This is a genomic window from Timaviella obliquedivisa GSE-PSE-MK23-08B (assembly GCA_019358855.1).
GTDB lineage: Bacteria > Cyanobacteriota > Cyanobacteriia > Elainellales > Elainellaceae > Timaviella > Timaviella obliquedivisa.
Genome location: JAHHII010000020.1, coordinates 1 through 19,268, shown reverse-complemented (window position 1 = coordinate 19,268; position 19,268 = coordinate 1). Strand labels below are relative to the sequence as shown.

Sequence of the window (19,268 nt, the reverse complement as noted above, 5' to 3'; positions counted from 1 at the left end):
TTAACCCGTAGCAAGCCAATTTAAGATGGCAGCATTAACGATTTCTGGACGCTCATCGTGAGGACAGTGCCCTGTGTCAGGAATGGCGACAAACTGAACTTGTTCAGGAGATTTTTCAGCAAGTGTTTGATAAAGCTTAGAACCTGCGATCGGAGTCCAAGGGTCGGCTTCACCCCAAATTACTAACAAAGGCTGAGTGACTTGAGGCAAAAGTTCTTCAGGACGGGGCCCAGGAGGGGCAGTCAGAATAGAGGCAAAAACCTTTTGGGCGCCCGGATCACAGGAAGGTTGGTAGAGAATTTCTACTAGTTCATCGGTGATGGCAGTGCGATCGAAATAGACCTGCCCTAGAGTTTTCTTGAGTCGAGATTTTTGACGAATGCGATCGAACAAAAAGCCACCAATAAGTTCTGAACTCACCAATTTGGTGAAAGCGCCCATCACCAATCTCAGGGGCGCTTTCAGTTCCTCAGGACGATGGTTCAAGCCGCCCGCCGCGTTCAAAAGTACGCCACCTGCCGCCATTTCAGGATGATGGGTCAACATCATTAAACTCAGCAGTGCCCCAATCGAGTTACCCACGAACACAGCAGGTTCCTGAACTTTTGCCGTCCAAAAGTCGGTAAGCATTTCTTCCCAGAGTTCAACCGAGTAGCGAATCAGCGCCTTATCCGATCGCCCGAACCCCAGGAGATCGATCGCAAAAACCCTATAGCCTGCTTCAGCAAGCACAGGAATATTTTTTCGCCAGTGCCCCATTGAGGCTCCAAAGCCATGAATCAGAATTAAAGGTCGTCCTTCACCCAAAACGGTGTAGCGAATCTGATGATCTTGCCAAATCCAGGTCTGAACATCGAAGGGAGTAGAAAACTCAACAGGAGAAACTGATGTTTGGGTAACCACGCTATCAATATTACATTTCTTAACGATATTCCCACTATAACGCGAACTGAGTTTGCCTATCACCAGAGAATTTTTAAAAGAACTGAAAAATTTGAGTGCTAATCAATTCAGCACCGCGTCATCTAACGCTTGGATTACCTGTTTATAGAGAGCTTCTGCTTCTGTGGGTGAATTGCCAATGCTGGTCACGCCAACCTTGCCAAATTCTGAAAGACAGCCTGCCAGGTGAAAAATGCTACCCGTCTCCGTAGTGCTATTGAAGTGGAGATGCTGCTGGGCAATAATATCGATTAAGTCATGGGGAAGAAGCCCTTTGTACGCGTCGTTTTGTAAATTATCGGTCGCCACATAATACTTAGGTTTGCCATGCTGGTTGCAAAACAAGCCCGTTTCATTATCATATTGCCCTTGAGTTACTAGCTTGAGCGTCATAAATGGATGAGTTGTGCCGCCCTTGCGAATGTTGATCTCGATCGCCTGTAACTCCCATTGTGTGTGAGATGAATAACGCTGAGATGAATCTTGAGGATGATGCACTGCCACAAAATCTACACTGAATCGCTCTAGCACGCCCTTTGCTGCCAAAACTTTGCCAACTTTAGTGCCGTACTCTTGCAGAGCTAGGCGATAGGTCGCATCGGCAGGAAAGCTGCATCCTAAAAATATTTGTCCGTCGGGGCCGCCGAGTATTTGATCGTGGGTCGATAAGATTTCAACCTCGCCATTGGGATTAATGCAGCCTTGAACGCTGGGCGATCGCTTCTCGTCTCCTTCGATGAAAGCTTCAGCGATCGCGCCTAGTTCTGGAATGCGGCTGCTAAAGTTTGTCCAGGTTTCGGTGTCGCATTGGAAGCTAAGAGACTGGAAGCGATCGCCAATTACCGCCACTCGTTCAGCCGTCGAAGCCTGCCCAGGGGCAATTTTTGACAGCGATCGCAAATCCAACAGCGCATTGCCCTCTCCCGAAAAGCCCTCATTGAGCTTAATGACAATTCGCTTGAGAGTAGGCTGTCGCTCCCATAAATCGACCGTGACTTGCGCTAGTTCCTCCACCGTCCACACGAGGGCACTGCCATCAGGATGAGGAATTGTTGCTTCGGCAAAGGCTTCGCGGCTGCCGCTTTTAGTTCCCCAATACAGCAAATTGGGGTCGAGCGCCAACAGCGGAATATTGAGTTGTAGCGCCAACTCTTGTTCTAATGGCGTGGAATTGTAGCAGGTGAGATAGGCTTTATCATGCCGAATCAGTTGCCGTAATTGCGCGAGTAGACGAGGGCGTTCTAGAATTTTCTGGGTTAGTGGCTTCAGCGCGGCATCGTGGGTAGACAGCAAGAGGAGGCGATCGCGGGCATGGGGGAAAGGCACGCCAGGTAACAATTGCAGGTAATAATCAACGACATTAGGATGAATCGGTTGCGAGGTAATATAAATGACGCGGGTACGCGGATTGCGAAGACGAATAATAGAAAACAACAGCCTTTCTTCGTAATAATGAACGCCTTTTACTTTCAGGAGTTCGCGTTGATCTAAGCTGAGAGAAGGAATGACTAACACATCATTTTCTTCCGTATCAAATTCATCAACCGACAGCCAGCGATCGCGTAATTGCATCTGCAACTGCTGAATTTTTGTAACTTTTTCTAACGATTCATTTGAAGAAAAAGTAAGACCTTGCATAGCTTCAATCCTGCTCAGAGTCAATGATAGAGGGGCTGCTGAACTAATAGGGTGTATCCCTAATCCCTATGTTAGAACCTATGACTAGTCTTGTTCTCTAAAAGAGTTCTAGTGTTCTTCCATTCTTTCATGGCTGTGTTACATTGGTAAGCCTGAAGAGATTTTCGGACGCGATTCGTTTTCATTGACTTGTAGGCGTTCTCCCGAATTTATAACCTTCGCTACACGCCCTACACCATTATTGGAGACGCGCAATATGTCTATTTATGTTGGAAACCTCGCTTATGGGGTCACTCAGGACGAACTATCGAAAGTTTTTGCAGAGCATGGAACGGTCAAAAGCTTGTCTTTGCCCACCGATCGGGAAACGGGTAAAGTCCGAGGCTTTGCCTTTGTAGAAATGGAAGCTGAAACCGAGGAAACAGCAGCCATTGAAGCCCTAGATGGCGCTGAGTGGATGGGTCGTGATATGCGAGTCAGCAAAGCCAGACCCCGTGAAGACAATAAGCGTTCTTTCTCTGGCGATCGCGGAGGTGACAACCGGGATGGCTTCAGTCGTTCGGGTGGTGGGAATCGCTGGTAACTGTCAAGCCTAATTCTGGCTTAAAGTTTCTGGAAAGCAGGCATTACGCCTGCTTTTTTTGGGTTAATTTTCTGGAACTATTAAAGGTGGACGCAGTGTGACATAGGCGATCGCTCCCAGTAACGGCACGAGCGCAACCGCCCAAAAAATTCGTCGATCTTTTAAGCCTCTTCGGGTCATGTCGTCTCCTAGCAAAACGGGAAACAGCAAGCACACTAAACAAAAATCCAAGCTTGTCACATTAACGAATCGGCTGGTTTGCCACTGTTGCACAAAATCATTCCAATCCCCGTTCATTAGTCCGTAAAATAACAGAGTGAGAGTCGCGATCGCGACTATTCCTCCTGTCCATCGCGAATCCATGATCTTCAACCACGCATTCTTCTGCCCTACAAACGTATCATTCGGTTCGCGTAGTGCCAGGTAAGGAATTAGGGCAAAAGCCCCCACCACAAATGAACCGACTGAGAAAGGCCAAGCTGGAACCTTTTGCACTCTGCCGTCAATGTAGATTAAACAGCTATACAGTAACGGTATAACACCCAGAAGATTGAATACAGAAATCACTAGAGGGTTGATACCTTGGAATTTGCCTGTAGAAAGATTTTGAATCACTGTCCAGGTTTCAGGACTTTCAGGAGGGGCTAGGAAAAAGGCGTAAATGATAAATCCCAGCCAAAGTGCCCAGAGCGCAATTTTTTTCTGCATGATATGAATCTTTCCTTAACTTTTCAACATCAAAATTGTTTTAACTTCTTGCATCAGTTCTTCTTGCTCTTGCTGCAATGCCTCTAGACGATTTAATGTTTCTAGCAATCGTTGTTCACGTTGTTCCAGAGCCGTCGGTTCCTCAGCCAATACTCTTTTGGGAATGGCTTTGAACAAACCTCTGAAGAGCCATTGCAACAGTTTTAGGGGCGCTTGCAGAATGAGCAACCAGGCTTGTTGAACCAGTCGGGCGATCGCTCCTAATAAGCCCCAACTCAGCAGCAGAGCAATGAACAAGAGCGCGATCGCCCATAGGGGATGGCTCATCGCCCAGGCAATGACTGGGTGCGTTGCTAGCCATGCCTGAACGGATTTAAACACTGGTTCCAGTAAAGTTTGAGAGATACTATCCATGTCAACTCTCTAAGGCTTGATAATATGATGCAAGATTTAGAACAGGCTAATTTAAAACAGAACAGCTTAAAACAATACGGTTTAGTGTTAGTGACCGCATCTTCCCAAAGCGAGGGAGAAGCGATCGCCCAGGCTCTCCTTCAGTTTAAGCTGGCTGCGTGTGTTAGTTTAATGCCCATTCACTCGCTCTATACCTGGAACGGCAAAGTCCATAACGAAGCCGAATGGCAACTGATGATCAAAACCGATCTACGCAACTTTTCACAGCTTGAAGCCAAAGTGCGAGAACTCCACTCCTACGAAGTTCCTGAGATTATTGCATTACCTATTGATCTCGGGTCATCGCCCTATCTAAGCTGGATTTCTGAGCAGATGATCCAGGGTTAAGACCAGTTTGTTAATAGTTAAGTTACTAAGTAAGTTACTGCTCCCCTGCCTCAATCTGGCGGACAACAGTTAATGCTGAATAGCTGACCCCAGCGGTTCCTTCGCCGGGGTGGGTAGAGTCGCCCACTAGCCAAAGATTCTGAATGGGTGTGCGATTGGCAAAACCGAAGGGCCCAAATGTTCCGACTCGCTGCCCAATGCCGCCGACTACGCCGCGATCGCGCCCTGTATATTGCGCAAAGGTTCTGGGCGTGGCGGCTTCAGTGTAGACCACTGTATCGGAGGTGAGGTCAAAAAACTGCGATAAACGGGCGATTGCCGTTTCGGTGTACTGCTGCTTTAACCCTTCGTAATCCTGGCACTGTGCCCAGGCAGTTGGATCAGTAAACGAAGAAGCAATCACCGTAGCACACCCTTCTGGAGCGCGCCCATCTCCTGCATGGCTTACAGAAACAAAGAGAGAGTTATTTTCAGCAATGGGACCCTCATAGTCATACAAAAATTGCAGATGGGGCGGGCAGTTTGGAGGAATCGCGGCTTGCTTAACACCCAGGTACACGACAAAGGCACCCGAAGCAGAGGGCAGTTTTTCGACTCGGTGCTGATATCCGGGGGAAACTTGGTCGCCCAGAAGCTGCACCAGGTTTTGAACGGTGACGTTTGCCACCACATGATCAGCGGGTTCTGTCCAAACTTCGCCCGTTTTTTGGTCGCGAATCTCGACGCTGCGAGCGGTTGCCGATGCCCGCAAGGGGTCGCCGTTAATTTTCTGCACAGAATGGCGCATTAACAGCTTACCGCCATCCCGCTCTAGGGAAGTCACGAGGCGATCGCTCAATGCCTGCATGCTGCCCTGCAAGTGATATAGCCCCAAGGGCGCTTGCGAAACGCCCAGAGCAGTTGCTGCATACAGTAAAGCGGTCTCGTCAGAATTTACTTGAGAGTAAAGCTTTAGCTGCAAATCCAGAAAAGTTTTGAGGCGGCGATCGTTCCCTAAGCGATACAAGCGCAACATTTGCCCCACCGTGGAAAAAGTATAGGGCAACGTCATCAGCGTATCGGGGCGAACGGCTTGCACCAGTTGCAGAAAATCCCAGACATTACGCGGCGGTAAAATTGGATCGCGGGATTGAAACGCCCAGCTATAGCGAAATAGATCGGACAATAACTGCCAGAAGGGTTCACTGCCCGGAAACTGACGTTGGCGCTCGGCTTTCCAGCGATCGGGGTCACGCCAAACGCTAATGGGTTCAGTTTCACCCGGCAGATACACGGCGCAAGCCGGATCACAGAAGGTAGCGGCAGGCGACTCAATGTCTAGTTCTGAAAAAATTCGGTGGTGAATACCGCCGGGTTCCAGTCCAGCTACTTGGGTCGCGCCCACATCAAATGTAAAGCCGCGCCGCTGAAATGTAGAAGCGCAGCCACCTGGAACGATCGCTTGGTCTAGCACCAATACCTGATAGCCCCGATGTGCTAGAAGCGCCGCTGCCGTCAATCCCCCAATTCCGGCTCCCACAACGACCACTCGACGCTTTGCGTTTGTGCGAAGACTTTCCATGAGATTTTGTTTGTATTTCTTAATACCTTTATTTTAGCGAGGTTTTAGAGAGCCAAGCCTTAAGACAAAGCTCTAAGGTTCTTTGGGGCGAAAAATATGTGCGTGGTCAGGATTATAAAGACGCGATCGCCCCCCATCGTTCTTAAATCTGTTTCCTTTAAACCCGCTGCCATCCACATTTCCCGCCAGTTCCAACGCCGGACTGATCACATATAGGGTTGTCCTCACCAAGTTTTCTCGCTCTGTAATTGCTGTCATTTCGCTCAGCGGCACCACCCAAAGCTTTTCATCTTGCCAGCCTAAACGAAAGCAAACTGCCACCGGGCAATCGCTGGGATAGTGCTGCATCAGCTTATTTTGCGCGGCTTGGACATGGCGGGCACTAAGGTAAAGGCAAAGGGTCGCTTGATGGGCTGCGAGGGCACTAAGGTCTTCTGTTTCAGGAACACGGGTATGTCCGCTGATGCGTGTCAGAATAATAGTCTGCACCAGCTCGGGAACCGTCAACTCTACCTTAAGACGAGCAGCCGCAAGTTGAAAGGCACTAATGCCAGGAATCACTTCAAAAGGAATTTCGGCAGCCGCGAGTGCCTGCATTTGCTCGGAGGCAGCACTATAGAGACTAGGATCGCCTGAATGAAGCCGCACGACCGAAAGACGCGATCGCACTCGGTCAATCATTAAAGGCAAAATTTCCTCTAAAGTCTTATTGGCAGTCCGAATGACTTCTGCATCCGGCTGCACCCACTGCAAAATTTGGCGGGGCACAAGGGAGTCGGCAAACAGAATTACGTCGGCATTTTGCAAAAGCGTTTGAGCCTTTACGGTCAATAAATCGGGGTCACCGGGCCCTGCACCCACAATGTACACTTTTGGCTCTAAACGAATAGTACTCATGGGGTAATGTCAGAGAATAAACTTGAGCAATGGCAACTTTTTTGGTTACCCTAAAACTTATCCACCTTCGATAAGCCCTTAAAAAAAGATGCCCTCTTTTAAAGAATGTGTAAACTACCAATGTGAATACCGGACATTCTGTTTACTGTGAGTAAAAGTAGCTGGTAGATGCACCCTGATTCAAGCCCCAGAGGATTTCCTCTGGGGTCTTTCTTTGGATAGAGCAAAAGTTTTTAGAAGAATCCTTATAACTTCTGCGTTCGCGTAAAGACTGTATGAACTCTGTAAACAATCACCGGACATCTCCTACCTACTGCGTAAAGGTGACTGGTAGATGCACCCTGATTCAAATCCTGGAGGTTTCCTCTGGGATTTTTTTTGCCTGTTAAACTTTAGTTCTGCCTGAAGAGGAGTTTCCTAAAGATGCATCTGGTGAAATCACATCGGGGAGCGATCGTCGCATTTTGTACAGCCAAAACAATCCTCCACTCCCCAAAACAATGCCTAACAAGCTAACAAATTGAGCAATCCGCAAAGATCCTAGCATTAAACTATCCATCCGCAGTCCTTCAATCCAAAACCGTCCCAAGCTATACGCTAACAAGTAGGTAAGAATTAAGGTGCCATTCTTGAGCTTACTGTGGGGCTTCAACCCCCGAAAAAACAGCGTTAGCAAAATAGCAAATACACCCAAGTTCCACAGCGATTCGTAAAGAAACGTAGGGTGGAAGTACTCAAACTGAGCATAATCATTGGGTCGTTGGGCTGGAGGAATGTACAACTTCCAAGGCAAATCGGTCGGACGACCAAATGCCTCAGAGTTGAAAAAATTACCCCATCGCCCGATCGCCTGACCCAAAATTACAGACGGTGCAACTAAATCGGCTAGCACCCAAAACGAAATTTTGTTCAGCTTGGCAAAAATTAAGCTGGCAAGCGCACCACCAATCAGCGCTCCATGAATGGCAATGCCTCCATGCCAAATTGCCAAGATCTCTGCCGGACGAGAAGCATAACTTTCCCACTCAAACGCAACATAGTAAAGCCGCGCACAGGGAATAGCAGCAACGACCAACCAAATTGCCAAGTCACTGATCAAATCTGGGTTTACGCCGCGCCGTTTTGCCAAATAGGTCGATAAACTAACCCCAATTAAAACCGCAGAGGCGATCAGCAACCCATACCAGCGAATCGGCAAAGAACCAATCATGGGCCCTGGAGAAGCGAGTTGAGCCATCTCCGATTGAGTCATCAGGCTTGCAATATCGAGTAACATGGCTGCCCTTGGATAAAGTGGGGTAGAACACAGCCGTTCTCCTCACAATCTACAGATATTGATTGTATCCGCAACGCTGTCGTCTCAGCAGTAAACCGGTGCAATGCCTCGCTCAGGAAAACTACATCTGTAAGCTTTTTCGATCGCAAAGATGTTTTCTAAAGTGGTAGCGTGTAATTCATACTCTCTTTTAATTTTCGTTTGTAATTTTCTGTTTGTAATTATAAAAGTGTCCCAGCAAACCCCTCCCACTCCTAGCACCGAGACACTCACGCGCATTCAAATTTTGATTGCGATGGGAGTGACTGCCGTTGTGTTGCTCATTGTTTCTCGCCTATGGCTACTTTTTGACCCAACTGAAATGCTGCCGATGAGGTGGGCGGGAGGACGATCGCTCCTTATAGGCATTGCTCTGGGGCTAGGAATTACGGCAGCTAGCGCGATCGCCTATCGGGTTTGGGCTGCCTATCGCCAAAGTGCAGACTTTTACCTGGCAATGGTGCTCAAACCGCTCAACTGGATAGACTTGATTTGGCTAGGCTTACTCCCTGGCATGAGCGAAGAGCTACTGTTTCGAGGGGTGATGCTGCCTGCAATTGGCTTGACCTGGTTCGGCGTTCTCATTTCCAGCGCTTGCTTTGGTGTGATGCACTTTAGCGGTAGTCAACACCTTCCCTACGTCATTTGGGCAACGATCATGGGTGGAGTTTTGGGCTACAGTGCGGTGGCTACCGGAAGTTTACTAGTTCCCATTGCCGCTCATGTCACAACAAATTTAGTCTCCGCCTGTCTGTGGAAACTCGATAGAAGCCGTTGAAGAAAAATTATTTTGTGCTTGTTGGCAGAGGTAAGAGGCGCTGTTGCCAAAGTTCATCGATCGTCACAAATTGATACCCTTGTTGTAGAAGAAGCGGAATGACCTGAGCCGCGATCGCCGCCACATCATCGCCGCCACAACAGCCATCGTGCAGCACAATCAATGAGCCATTTTGCACCTGACTTAAGATTCGTCTAGCCGCCACCTCTATTCCTGGACGCACCCAGTCTTCAGGAACGACACTCCACATCACAGGGCGATAGTTCCACCGCTCTAGATCAACAAGAGTCTGTGGCAGAAACAATCCATTAGGCGGACGCACATCTCGGATACGCTGTTGAACCTCAATAAAATCGAGTTGGCAAGATTGGGCGATCGCCTGTTGGGTTTCAACTAAACTTTGTTGTAACGCCACTGATGAAAGCTGCGGAAAAGAGCGATGATCATAGCCATGGAGTCCAATCCAGTGACCCTGCTGCCAAACGGCTCTCGCAATTTCTGGAAAGCGTTGTACACAAACCCCCAACCAGAAAAAGTTAGCTTGTATCTGGTAGTGCTCAAGGACTTTCAGAAGCCGCAGAGTATGAGCAGGGTGCGGCCCATCATCAATAGTGAGGGCGATCGCTTTGATGTCCGATCGCCCTGACCATAGGCAACCTGGGAACACAGGTTTAAGAACCTTATATAACAGAGGATAAACAGGAGCTAGCTGCACGTTGCAATGAATCGGGTTTCCGAAATCGATTTTGTGGCTTCATCAATTTTCTGAACTATAGCTCTTTCGCGCCAGTGCCGACTGAAGCAAAGACACCAACACATCGCCATGCAAGGGCTTTACCAAAAAGCCATCAAAGCCTGGGTTATCTTCTTGCCGCTGCCAGCTAGGCGCATGGGAATCAGTTAACGCCAAAATGGTGCCGTCGCAAGCATCGGCAATGTGACGAAATTGATGAATCAATTCTTCAGACCAAGCACTTTGACTGCCCGACAAAATGATGAGGTATGGTGGAACCTGACTAGCCCTAGCAACTGCTTGAGCAGGAGAATCTGTGACTACCATTGAGCAACTCAACCGATGGAACAATGACTCCAAGGGCTGTAAGTCCTTAGAGTTTTGCTCTAAGACCAAAACATAGTTCTGAGAATTGTGAGGCGATTTCATACAAGGCTCATACGGCTACCTGTTAATGTAGCTTGCCAATTCAGCGTCACTTTTTGAAAATATCTCTTGGAAGCCTTGCACCTGAACTGATTTAACATAATTCTTTGATTTTGAAGCTTCCATTTTTCTTAGCATTAGCTTCTAGTTCAAGTGTTAGAGGGGACACAGCGATTTTGTAAAGATAGTAGTAACGAATGAACGGGTTCTAGTCAAAAATTCCAGTTCAAACGCTGGTCATACTCTGCTCAAGGTCATAGGGTGAGACGAGGAGTACCGTTCCTACAATTCATTCAGGTTCACTAACCTGAATTTTCAACCCAGGTAATGTTTGAAACCAGGAGTCAGTACAGCCCAATTTTCTAGAGCCCAATACCTCAGCAGATAAAAATATCAGCAGATAAAAATTGAGGCTGTAATAGTGAATATTATAGGTACAAGTACGAGTATCGGAAAGCACCTAAAAAATAGACGTACAAGCGCTCTAAACTTTATAAGCTCTTGAAGAATCTACGACTTGTCTTCATAGCAAGTCTTTAAACTGAGGATTTTTCTGGAGTTGCTTGAGGATTTGCTTGATGTCTTGAGTGCGATCTTTTTTGACAACGAGAGTCACTTTCCCATCTCGCACAATCACGGTATCGTCCATGCCGATCGTGACGATTAATTCATCGTCGCCTGTAGCGTAAAGCAAGGCTCCCGAGGTATCTAGCCCGACATGGTTCGCTAGCTCAACGTTAGGCTGCTCTGCCTTGAGTAGGCGATCGAGGGCGTTCCAATCGCCGAGGTCATCCCAGGCAAAGGTTACAGGTAGGACATACGCCTTTTCAGTTTTTTCCATTAGGGCGTAGTCAATGCTCTTTTTAGGCAAGCTAGGGTAAACCGAAGGGCCCTGCTGTTGCAGCGGCTCTAAAATCTCAGGAGCATGGGTTTGCAGTTCCGCCAACATGACTCCGGCAGAAAAAATGAACATGCCGCCATTCCAGCTAAAGCGCCCAGTAGCCAGAAAAGATTCGGCAGTGGGCAGGTCGGGTTTTTCGGTAAATCGCTGAACTTTGTAGGCGGGATAGTTGCCGAAAAATCCTGCCTTCTCGCCCTGTTCAATGTAGCCATAGCCCGTGGACGGATAGGCGGGAGTAATGCCGAGAGTGGCGATCGCCCCCAGACTTTTTGCCAATTCTTCTGCCGCCCGCAGTGTATGACAGAATACTTCTTGATCGCCAATCCAATGATCTGCTGGGAAAAAGCCAATCATGGCATCTTGACCGTGACGCTTAGCAATCTCTAAGGTTGCCCAAGCCACGGCGGGTGCCGTGTCTCGCCCTTCAACTTCGACCAGCAAATTCTCTAGAGGCAAGTCGGGCAATTGCTGCTGCACGCCCTCTGCCAAGTGTGCCGCCGTAATCACCCACAATCCTTGCCAGCCGCCAGCCAGGTCTAAAAGGCGATCGGCGGTCGCTTGAAGCAGACTTCTGCCGCTGCCATCCAAACTTAAAAATTGCTTAGGACGCTGTTTGCGGCTGAGGGGCCAAAACCGTTCGCCTTTACCACCAGCTAAAATTACAGGAATCATGAGGCTTTGTTTTGAGATATCGCTAAGGTTTTCAGGACTAGAGCACCCAATCAGGATAGGAAAATTAGTGTTGGGCTTTCCGGAATAGGCTTTAGAGAAGTTGGTTCTCTAGAGATATGGCTAATGTTCCCAGGCAAAAGATATTTGCCTACGGTTGCCTTTGATCTAGCACCCAACATGAGCCAAGCTAGCAGGTTTCGCTTTTATCTAACAGGGTGAGGGTGGGCTGCGTCATAATACCATTTGTGCTTAAATTGACCTGTTTAGGGTAGCGCTTGTACGGAGTGAACAGTTTGAAGGTGTGAGCAAACAGTATGATTTTTGAGAGTTACCCCAAAAGACAATAGTTGCTTTTGGTTGCTTCTGATATAAACATCAGTGTATTTAGTTTGAGCGATGCAAAGAGGGCTAAATGGAGTGGGACAGTTGAAATCTAAGTTAGAGCGACAGCAACCCCAACATCAATCAGTGGAGGAGCAGGACTCGGCGGTCAAGGTACCCCTAGAGGCTTCATCGAAAAAGGTAGGTTCCTCCCCCTCTCCGTTTCATCCTGCAAAATGGCTGGGGCGGGGGGTAGCAGTGGGGCTGACGGCTGCTGTTTCAATTGCAGTAGGCATGACGGCGGCGCTAATGATGCCTTTGCCCCCGGCGATCGTTCCTCAAGACAAAGGTCAAGCTTTTTCTATTGGCGATGTCCTCAGTAAAGGGCTCAACTACCCCATTACTCGCCCTGTCAACATCCTCGTCATGGGTATTGATCTTCCCCTAGATCTACCGCCAGGGACAAGCCCCCATGTATTTTCGGGGCGCAGTGATACGATGCTACTGGTTCATCTTGACCCCGGTGACCAGTCGATTAATGTCCTTTCTGTCCCACGCGATACGCAAGTTACATTGCCTCAAGAGGGTTTGCTTAAGGTTAATCAAGCAAACGTGATTGGGGGTGCCAAAACTGCTGCCCAGGTCATCAGCCAAAACCTGAACGGCATCACCATCGATCGCTATGTGCGGATCAGCACAGGTGCCTTTCGAGAAATGGTCGATTTAATGGGCGGTGTGGATGTGTTTGTGCCCATTGACATGAAATATGTAGACGAGACTCAGAAGCTCAATATTGACCTTAAAGCGGGTCGGCAAAACCTAGATGGCGCAAAAGCAGAACAATTTGCCCGGTTTCGGAATGACCAACATGGCGACATTGGGAGAGTCCAGCGACAACAGCAAATGATTCGAGCCTTACGAGAAAAGCTAATGAATCCAACTATGCTGACTCGTCTCCCTCAGGCCATTGAAATTTTTCAACGTTACATTGATACCAATCTTTCCTCAGAAGAACTGTTAGCGTTGGCTAGCTTTACCTTGAGCCTTAAGCAAGATAACTTTCGGATGGTGATGCTTCCGGGGCGGTTTAGTGGACCCGAAGAGTTTCAAGCAAGTTATTGGATCATGGATACCGATGCAATGGATCAGGTCATGCATGAATATTTTGACCTGAGTTCTGTGGCAGTCCTCAGCCATCAAAACAGCAGCACCGACTTGCGAATTGCTATCCAGAATGCCTCTAATGACCCAGAATTAGGCAGCCAGATGGCGACCTATTTGCAAAGTATGGGCTTCAGTAATGTCTATATCGTAGAAGATTGGACTGACCAGCAAGCCGAGACCCAAATTATTGTGCAGCGAGGCGATTTGCAGAGCGCCTCAGCGCTAGAATCAATGATAGGAACGGGGAAAGTAATTTCTGCTTCTACAGGTGATCTGGAATCTGATTTAACCATTCGAGTGGGGACAGATTGGAAACCACAGCCTGGTACGTAAACTAAGGGCTAAGCGAGGATCGATCGATGAGAGGGCAAACACAAGGGCAAACTGAATCTCTCGCCGATTCACTGAGTAGATCTTTAGGAAACGGCTTAGGGAGAGTTTGGGTAAGGCTGTTCATGACGATCGCTCTAGCCTGCCTATGGTTAATGTTGATGATTAAACCCGCGATCGCCATCATCGACACGGTTAATTACAACAGCGCCAATCTCACCGACCAAGATTTTTCTAATCAAGACCTCAAGGGCAAAGCCTTTGTCTCTGCCGAAATGCGCGGCATCAATTTCCAGAACTCTGACCTCACCAATGCTTTGATGACCAAGGCAGTAATGCTCAACGGCAACCTGCGCGGAGCCAACCTCACGGGCGCATTGGTAGACCGAGTGTTTTGGGTGGGGGCAGATCTACGAGACGCAATTTTGCAGGAGGCAACGCTGTCCCGCACGAGCTTTAAAGATGTGGCGATCGCTGGAGCCGACTTTACCGATGCTCTGCTCGATCGCTATGAAATTGTTGAGCTTTGCAAACGCGCTGAGGGCGTAAATCCTATCACTGGCGTAGAAACCCGTGAAAGCTTAGGCTGTCGTTAGCTTTATTCATTCCCTCATCCAAGCCATCGACAAATGGGTTCCCAGGCTAGAAAATCTTCGAGTAAGGACTGATAACCTGTGCTGTTGGGATGGAGCCCATCGGCATGTAAGCGCGATCGCCACCAGTCTTCGCTCCGAGTGAGCCACATCTCAAAAATATCTAAGTAAGGGATTTGCCGCCCCACACAAACCGTGCGAATCACCTCTTTATAGCGATATTGGTCGGCGTGGTTGTAATACAGACAATTGGAGAAAGGCATGTGCGCCTCATCCACTGGAGTCATGCCGACAAAATAGACCGGACAAAGCTCTGCGGCTTGGTCGAGTAAATCAACAACATCTTCCTGAAAAGTCTCAAACTCAGTAAAGTTTTTGCCGTTCCATCGCCCTAACCGAGCCGAGTCATTCAGCCCCACAGACAAGATGATGTCATCCGGGACACGATGGCGTAGCTCACCTCGGTGACTAAACTCAGCTTGCAGCCGTTGAGACACTTGCCGAACCCGATCGCCCCTCACGCCCAAGTTGTACAGCGCGTGATCCTCACCCTGCGGCGACATCCACCGCCGCCGTAATCGCTCAATCCAACCGCCACCATCAGGATCGCCAAAGCCATAAATCAAACTGTCTCCCAGCGCGACTAACCTAAGAGTGCGTGCCGGAACTGAGGTTGATAAAAATTGAGAAGAAGGGCGATTGGCGCTAGTCAGAATTTGCATGTTAAGGCAGTGGCTTAAGCGGTAATACAGAAAATAATGTCACAAAAACCCTATTGCCCCAGAGGTTGCCCACGCAACAGCAATAGATTAACGGACTCTATCACCCCAGTGTAAACTTTTCAATTCTTCGCATTAGGTCTAGAAACTTGACGAAGCAGTGGTAGAAACCGCAGCCTTTCCTTTAAATTCACTGCTTAAATCGCTTTTCCTGATAAAGGCTGATAATCCTTACTGTAACTTCCTCAATGTCCATATCATCTGTTTGAATCTCGATCGCATCTACCGCTTTCCGCAAGGGCGCAAAGTCGCGTGAACTATCGTGATGATCCCGCTGAGCGATCGCCCGCTCTAGCTCTGCCAGCGAGATTTCCTGTCCCTGTAAAATTAAATCCTGCTGTCGTCTTCGTGCCCGCTCTGCGACAGAAGCCGTTAGGAAAATCTTTAGCTCGGCATCTGGAAAAACGTGGGTGCCAATGTCGCGCCCATCCATCACAATGCCACCTTTGCGTCCGTAAGCCTGCTGCCGTCGCACCAACTCTTGCCGCACAAATAGCTGAGCCGCGATCGCTGAAACCTGTGAGGTTACCTCCAAGCTACGAATTGCCTGCGTCACATCCTGCCCATTGATCCGTACGCTCACCGCCGCCGGATCACCACTAATTTCAATCTCGCAGCGGCTTACTAGTTCTGCGATCGCGGCTTCATCATCAATGGCAATGCCCGATTGTAGCGTCAACCATGTCACCGCCCGATACATTGCTCCCGTGTCTAAATACAGCAAACCCAAAGCTTGCGCCACTCGCCGTACCACCGTAGACTTACCTGCTCCAGCCGGCCCATCGATCGCCAAAATGGGTTGGCGAGTTTGCAGCAACACATTATCAATTAACCGAGTTTTGCCCAGGTGGGCAGCGATCGCTAGTAACCCCGATTCTTCAACTTGCTCTAGGGGCGCTAAGGTTTCGGGATTAACCAATTCAATATATTCGGGTTTCATGTCTGGAAATTGCTCTAACTCGGTTTTTACGATGCCAATGATCTGGGATTGGAGGACTGTGCCATTGCGGACAGCTTGTGCTGCCGTTTGTAGGCTCCGATACAGGATAGCAGCTTGCGATCGCTGTTCCACAGTCAGGTATTGATTTCGAGAACTTAGCGCTAACCCACTGGATTCTCGCACAATCGGACAGCCTATCATTTCTACGGCAAAGTTTAAATCGGCAATCACTCTGCGCAAAATGGCAAACTGCTGTGCGTCTTTCAACCCAAAGTAAGCCCGATCGGGCTGAATAATGTTCAGGAACTTGGTAACTACGGTAGCGACTCCTTGAAAGTGGGTTGGACGCGATCGACCACACAATCCCGCCATCATTGCCGCTGGAGGAATAACCTGAACGATCGCCTCTTTGCCCAGGGGATAAACTTCTGCTGAATCAGGCGCAAAAATAGCATCTACCCCAGCAGCCTCGCATAACGCACCGTCTGCTTCTAAATCACGGGGATACTGCTGAAAATCTTCATTAGGGGCAAATTGCAAGGGGTTGACAAAGATCGAGACGATCAGGCGATCGTTCTCGTTCCTAGCGCGATGAATCAGGCTCAAATGCCCTGCGTGGAGCGCTCCCATTGTAGGAACCAGACCCGTAGACTCTTTGCCTCTAGAGCGGTTTGTTTCTAGATAACAGCGCAGTCCGGCAATAGTGGTAAATAAACGCACCCGGTTTCCCCATCGGTTGTTCAAGGTTCCGTTTGTAGTGTACAAATTCCTCACAAAATCCGCTCCCACGAAGGAAAGTTAGTGGGTGGGATAAACTTTAGACACTACTGTTCAATCAAAACAGGAAAGAATGTATGGTCGCTACCCCAATTAATCCCTCGCCCATTCAGTCATCCTCAATTCAGTCATTAGAAGACTGGATGCAACAGGCTCCTAATGGGACTGAATGGGTCAATGAGGAACTAGTTGAGAAGAAGAATATGACGTTAAAGCATAGTAAGGTACAGGCTAGAATTGTCCGGTTATGGGGAAGTTTTAAGGATAATCAAAGGCTAGATGGGGAAGTTTATACAGAAGTTCCTTGTCGTACACTTAGGCAAGGGCGATCGCCAGATGTTGCTTACCTAACGCCTGAGTTGGTTGCGCAGTATGGCGATGCCAAGGCGCTGCCCCAGAGCTTTCCGCTCAGTGCTGAGATTGTTTCTCCAACTGACCTTGCCGAAGATGTCATTGCTAAAGCCCAGGAGTATCTCCAGTCTGGTGGAGACGAAGTATGGCTAGTGTTTCCTGATAGCCGCTGGGTGATTGTGGCGACCCTGGAGGCGCGGCTGATTTTTGTGTCTGGTGAGGTTGCAAGGACGCAGAAGGTGCTACTGGGATTCGAGATAGCAGTGGATGAGCTTTTAGCCTGATGTGTCCTCCTCTGACTCTTGGTTCCAAGCTCCAGATGATTCCGCCGCCTGAGGCAGCTTCCGCTCAAACTCTTCGTAGGGCGACCTTATCAACTCTAACTGCTGTGGCTGCCGCGATCGCTGAGGCTCTCTCCTTCGTCTCGAAACTCCTTCCTCTGTCGTTTCTTCTGCCACCACCTCATACAGCACTGCTCGTTTGTGCGCCTGACCTTTTCGCAACACTCGCCCTAAGCGCTGAATATACTCGCGGGCAGAACCCGTCCCTGAAAGCAAAATCGCTACGCTCGCTTCGGGCACGTCTACACCTTCGTTCAAAACGTGGGAAGCCGCCAAAGTCTTGTACTTGCCCTCTCGAAAGTTTTGCAGAATTTCGTGGCGTTCTTTGACGGGAGTTTGGTGGGTAATGGCAGGAATGAGGAAAGCTTGGGAAATGCGGTAAACCGTGGCGTTGTCGTTAGTGAAAATTAAGGTTTGTTCAGGATGGTGCTGGGCTAAGAGTTCGGCAAGAATGCGAAGCTTACCTTCAGTTCCCAGGGCGATCGCCCGTGCCTCTTGATGCGCTAGCATTGCCCGTCTGCCTGCCTGAGATTGGGCACTAGCTTGAACAAATCGCTGCCAGCCCTCTATGGAACCCAACCACAGGTTCGATCGCTTCAAAAAATTATCTCGAATCTCCATTAATTCGTCGTACCGTTCGCGCTCGTGTTCTGAGAGAGCCACTTTAAGTTGAATAATTTCATGACTGGCGAGGGCATCTCCAGCTAAATCTTTGGCGGTGCGATGGTAAACCACAGAGCCAAGCAGAAAATCTAAATCGACGTGTCTGCCGTCTGTCCGGTCAGGAGTAGCGGTTAATCCTAGCCGATAGGGGGCGATCGCAAACTCGGCAATCACTCGATTAAAGTCGCTGGGCAAATGGTGACACTCATCGCAAATCAGCAGCTTATAGCGATTGCCTAAAGATTCAGCATGGATAGCGGCACTGTCATAAGTGGCAACCAGAATGGGAGTGCGATCGCGGGAGCCACCACCCAGTAGACCGATCTCGGCACCGGGAAATGCTGCTAATAAATTGGCGTACCATTGGTGCATCAAATCTAGAGTTGGAACTGTAATTAACGTGCTGCAAGGCATGGCTTGCATTGCCATTTGCGCCAAGTATGTTTTTCCCGATGCAGTCGGTAGCACCACAACGCCCCGATGCCCTGCCCCAATCCAGTTTTCTAAGGCTTCTTGCTGGTGAAGATAAGGCTGTCGTTCTAAATGAGAGGTCAGTTCGACAGTTCCAAAGTTTTTGGCTTGATCGTCATAGGCAATTTCTTCTCGGCGAAGCGTAGTTACCAAGCCGCGATATTGAATAGCTGGAATTCGGAAACGCTCAATGCGATCGTCCCAAGTAGCATAGTCCACCCAAGCTTTACCTTTGGGCGGAGGATGCAGAATGAGGGTGCCGCGATCGAATTTTAAGGTTGGGGTACGACCCATAGTGGCTTGCTAACTCTCACGCCAAGTTTTGACTTTGTTAAATCTATTATTATCTGTCACAGACTTTAGGAGCGCTAGCCTCATGTGAAGACCTGATTGGGTTGCGATCGTTCTGAAAGCGCGATCGTCCTCTGGCTTAACTCGTCGGTAGTGCGCTAAATTGTAGTGCGCTAAATTGTTGTGGGAAAAGTTGCTAAGTCCTGCCAGGTCCAAGGGCGAGTTGCTAAATCTGCCCGTTGCGCAGCAGTGGTTTTGAATCGACTGTGCTGCCAAATCCAATTGAAATAAC

General features: G+C 48.8%; 20 protein-coding genes. 6 read left to right on the top strand and 14 right to left on the bottom strand.

The annotated features are described in order from the left end of the window. Both KME11_21710 and KME11_21705 read right to left on the bottom strand, forming a co-directional pair. On the bottom strand, positions 1-903 hold the full coding sequence (locus KME11_21710; protein ID MBW4517830.1) for an alpha/beta fold hydrolase: 903 nt from the start codon (positions 901-903) through the stop codon (positions 1-3). A gap of 102 nt (positions 904-1,005) precedes the next feature. Further along, positions 1,006-2,580, bottom strand: a complete 1,575-nt coding sequence (locus KME11_21705) for a carboxylate-amine ligase (GenBank protein MBW4517829.1) — start codon at positions 2,578-2,580, stop codon at positions 1,006-1,008. Between the two features lie 256 nt (positions 2,581-2,836). Here KME11_21705 and KME11_21700 point away from each other — a divergent pair, with 256 nt between their 5' ends. Then, positions 2,837-3,163: an RNA-binding protein gene (locus tag KME11_21700; GenBank protein MBW4517828.1), complete on the top strand. Its 327-nt coding sequence runs from the start codon at positions 2,837-2,839 to the stop codon at positions 3,161-3,163. 63 nt (positions 3,164-3,226) lie between these two features. Here the strand turns inward: KME11_21700 and KME11_21695 are convergent, their stop codons facing one another. Beyond that, entirely contained in the window at positions 3,227-3,871 is a 645-nt protein-coding gene (locus tag KME11_21695) for a DUF2834 domain-containing protein (GenBank protein MBW4517827.1), read from the bottom strand. A gap of 15 nt (positions 3,872-3,886) precedes the next feature. After that, a complete protein-coding gene (locus tag KME11_21690) occupies positions 3,887-4,285 on the bottom strand; it encodes a hypothetical protein (GenBank protein MBW4517826.1) in 399 nt (132 codons plus the stop codon). Between the two features lie 27 nt (positions 4,286-4,312). On the opposite strand from KME11_21690, the gene KME11_21685 reads away from it, so the two are divergent. Continuing rightward, positions 4,313-4,672 (top strand): divalent-cation tolerance protein CutA, encoded by a 360-nt coding sequence (locus tag KME11_21685; protein MBW4517825.1) that lies wholly within the window; start codon positions 4,313-4,315, stop codon positions 4,670-4,672. Positions 4,673-4,706: 34 nt separating this feature from the next. Here KME11_21685 and crtD read toward each other — a convergent pair whose 3' ends face one another. The 3 genes from crtD to lgt all read right to left on the bottom strand — a co-directional run bounded on the left by crtD (position 4,707) and on the right by lgt (position 8,382). After that, entirely contained in the window at positions 4,707-6,233 is a 1,527-nt protein-coding gene (gene crtD / locus KME11_21680) for a C-3',4' desaturase CrtD (protein MBW4517824.1), read from the bottom strand. Positions 6,234-6,305: 72 nt separating this feature from the next. Further along, on the bottom strand, positions 6,306-7,130 hold the full coding sequence (cobM, locus tag KME11_21675; GenBank protein MBW4517823.1) for a precorrin-4 C(11)-methyltransferase: 825 nt from the start codon (positions 7,128-7,130) through the stop codon (positions 6,306-6,308). Between the two features lie 385 nt (positions 7,131-7,515). Continuing rightward, entirely contained in the window at positions 7,516-8,382 is an 867-nt protein-coding gene (lgt, locus tag KME11_21670; protein ID MBW4517822.1) for a prolipoprotein diacylglyceryl transferase, read from the bottom strand. Positions 8,383-8,557: 175 nt separating this feature from the next. On the opposite strand from lgt, the gene KME11_21665 reads away from it, so the two are divergent. Then, entirely contained in the window at positions 8,558-9,223 is a 666-nt protein-coding gene (locus KME11_21665; protein ID MBW4517821.1) for a CPBP family intramembrane metalloprotease, read from the top strand. Positions 9,224-9,230: 7 nt separating this feature from the next. Here KME11_21665 and KME11_21660 read toward each other — a convergent pair whose 3' ends face one another. From KME11_21660 to KME11_21650, 3 genes are all read right to left on the bottom strand, one after another. Further along, entirely contained in the window at positions 9,231-9,938 is a 708-nt protein-coding gene (locus KME11_21660) for a polysaccharide deacetylase family protein (GenBank protein ID MBW4517820.1), read from the bottom strand. 42 nt (positions 9,939-9,980) lie between these two features. Beyond that, entirely contained in the window at positions 9,981-10,385 is a 405-nt protein-coding gene (locus KME11_21655; protein ID MBW4517819.1) for a hypothetical protein, read from the bottom strand. Between the two features lie 520 nt (positions 10,386-10,905). Further along, the gene (locus KME11_21650; GenBank protein MBW4517818.1) at positions 10,906-11,955 is read right to left on the bottom strand and encodes a mannose-1-phosphate guanylyltransferase; all 1,050 of its coding nucleotides are present in this window, start codon (positions 11,953-11,955) and stop codon (positions 10,906-10,908) included. 396 nt (positions 11,956-12,351) lie between these two features. On the opposite strand from KME11_21650, the gene KME11_21645 reads away from it, so the two are divergent. After that, positions 12,352-13,773 (top strand): LCP family protein, encoded by a 1,422-nt coding sequence (locus KME11_21645; protein MBW4517817.1) that lies wholly within the window; start codon positions 12,352-12,354, stop codon positions 13,771-13,773. A 122-nt stretch (positions 13,774-13,895) separates the two neighbouring features. After that, positions 13,896-14,366: a pentapeptide repeat-containing protein gene (locus KME11_21640; protein ID MBW4517816.1), complete on the top strand. Its 471-nt coding sequence runs from the start codon at positions 13,896-13,898 to the stop codon at positions 14,364-14,366. 14 nt (positions 14,367-14,380) lie between these two features. Here KME11_21640 and KME11_21635 read toward each other — a convergent pair whose 3' ends face one another. Further along, positions 14,381-15,085 (bottom strand): G-D-S-L family lipolytic protein, encoded by a 705-nt coding sequence (locus tag KME11_21635; GenBank protein MBW4517815.1) that lies wholly within the window; start codon positions 15,083-15,085, stop codon positions 14,381-14,383. Between the two features lie 187 nt (positions 15,086-15,272). After that, a complete protein-coding gene (locus KME11_21630) occupies positions 15,273-16,802 on the bottom strand; it encodes a bifunctional pantoate--beta-alanine ligase/(d)CMP kinase (protein MBW4517814.1) in 1,530 nt (509 codons plus the stop codon). A gap of 134 nt (positions 16,803-16,936) precedes the next feature. Between KME11_21630 and KME11_21625 the strand changes: the two genes are divergently transcribed. Then, entirely contained in the window at positions 16,937-17,494 is a 558-nt protein-coding gene (locus KME11_21625; GenBank protein ID MBW4517813.1) for a Uma2 family endonuclease, read from the top strand. On the opposite strand, the gene KME11_21620 is transcribed toward KME11_21625, so the two are convergent. Together KME11_21620 and KME11_21615 are read right to left on the bottom strand one after the other, a co-directional pair. Then, positions 17,486-18,979, bottom strand: coding sequence for a DEAD/DEAH box helicase family protein (locus tag KME11_21620; GenBank protein ID MBW4517812.1), 1,494 nt, complete (start codon positions 18,977-18,979; stop codon positions 17,486-17,488). The two genes, KME11_21625 and KME11_21620, sit on opposite strands and share 9 nt — an antisense overlap. A gap of 170 nt (positions 18,980-19,149) precedes the next feature. After that, positions 19,150-19,268 (bottom strand): IS1 family transposase (locus KME11_21615; GenBank protein ID MBW4517811.1); only part of this gene is annotated, 119 nt, incomplete at its 5' end.

Excerpts from the sequence above, each read along its gene's own strand:
- KME11_21690 (MBW4517826.1), bottom strand. The coding sequence starts at position 4,285 with ATGGATAGTATCTCTCAAACTTTACTGGAACCAGTGTTTAAATCCGTT.
- KME11_21665 (MBW4517821.1), top strand. The coding sequence starts at position 8,558 with ATGTTTTCTAAAGTGGTAGCGTGTAATTCATACTCTCTTTTAATTTTC.
- KME11_21700 (MBW4517828.1), top strand. The coding sequence starts at position 2,837 with ATGTCTATTTATGTTGGAAACCTCGCTTATGGGGTCACTCAGGACGAA.
- KME11_21645 (MBW4517817.1), top strand. The coding sequence starts at position 12,352 with ATGCAAAGAGGGCTAAATGGAGTGGGACAGTTGAAATCTAAGTTAGAG.
- KME11_21655 (MBW4517819.1), bottom strand. The coding sequence starts at position 10,385 with ATGAAATCGCCTCACAATTCTCAGAACTATGTTTTGGTCTTAGAGCAA.
- KME11_21620 (MBW4517812.1), bottom strand. The coding sequence starts at position 18,979 with ATGGGTCGTACCCCAACCTTAAAATTCGATCGCGGCACCCTCATTCTG.
- cobM (MBW4517823.1), bottom strand. The coding sequence starts at position 7,130 with ATGAGTACTATTCGTTTAGAGCCAAAAGTGTACATTGTGGGTGCAGGG.
- KME11_21695 (MBW4517827.1), bottom strand. The coding sequence starts at position 3,871 with ATGCAGAAAAAAATTGCGCTCTGGGCACTTTGGCTGGGATTTATCATT.
- KME11_21635 (MBW4517815.1), bottom strand. The coding sequence starts at position 15,085 with ATGCAAATTCTGACTAGCGCCAATCGCCCTTCTTCTCAATTTTTATCA.
- KME11_21625 (MBW4517813.1), top strand. The coding sequence starts at position 16,937 with ATGGTCGCTACCCCAATTAATCCCTCGCCCATTCAGTCATCCTCAATT.
- lgt (MBW4517822.1), bottom strand. The coding sequence starts at position 8,382 with ATGACTCAATCGGAGATGGCTCAACTCGCTTCTCCAGGGCCCATGATT.
- crtD (MBW4517824.1), bottom strand. The coding sequence starts at position 6,233 with ATGGAAAGTCTTCGCACAAACGCAAAGCGTCGAGTGGTCGTTGTGGGA.
- KME11_21705 (MBW4517829.1), bottom strand. The coding sequence starts at position 2,580 with ATGCAAGGTCTTACTTTTTCTTCAAATGAATCGTTAGAAAAAGTTACA.
- KME11_21650 (MBW4517818.1), bottom strand. The coding sequence starts at position 11,955 with ATGATTCCTGTAATTTTAGCTGGTGGTAAAGGCGAACGGTTTTGGCCC.
- KME11_21640 (MBW4517816.1), top strand. The coding sequence starts at position 13,896 with ATGACGATCGCTCTAGCCTGCCTATGGTTAATGTTGATGATTAAACCC.
- KME11_21685 (MBW4517825.1), top strand. The coding sequence starts at position 4,313 with ATGCAAGATTTAGAACAGGCTAATTTAAAACAGAACAGCTTAAAACAA.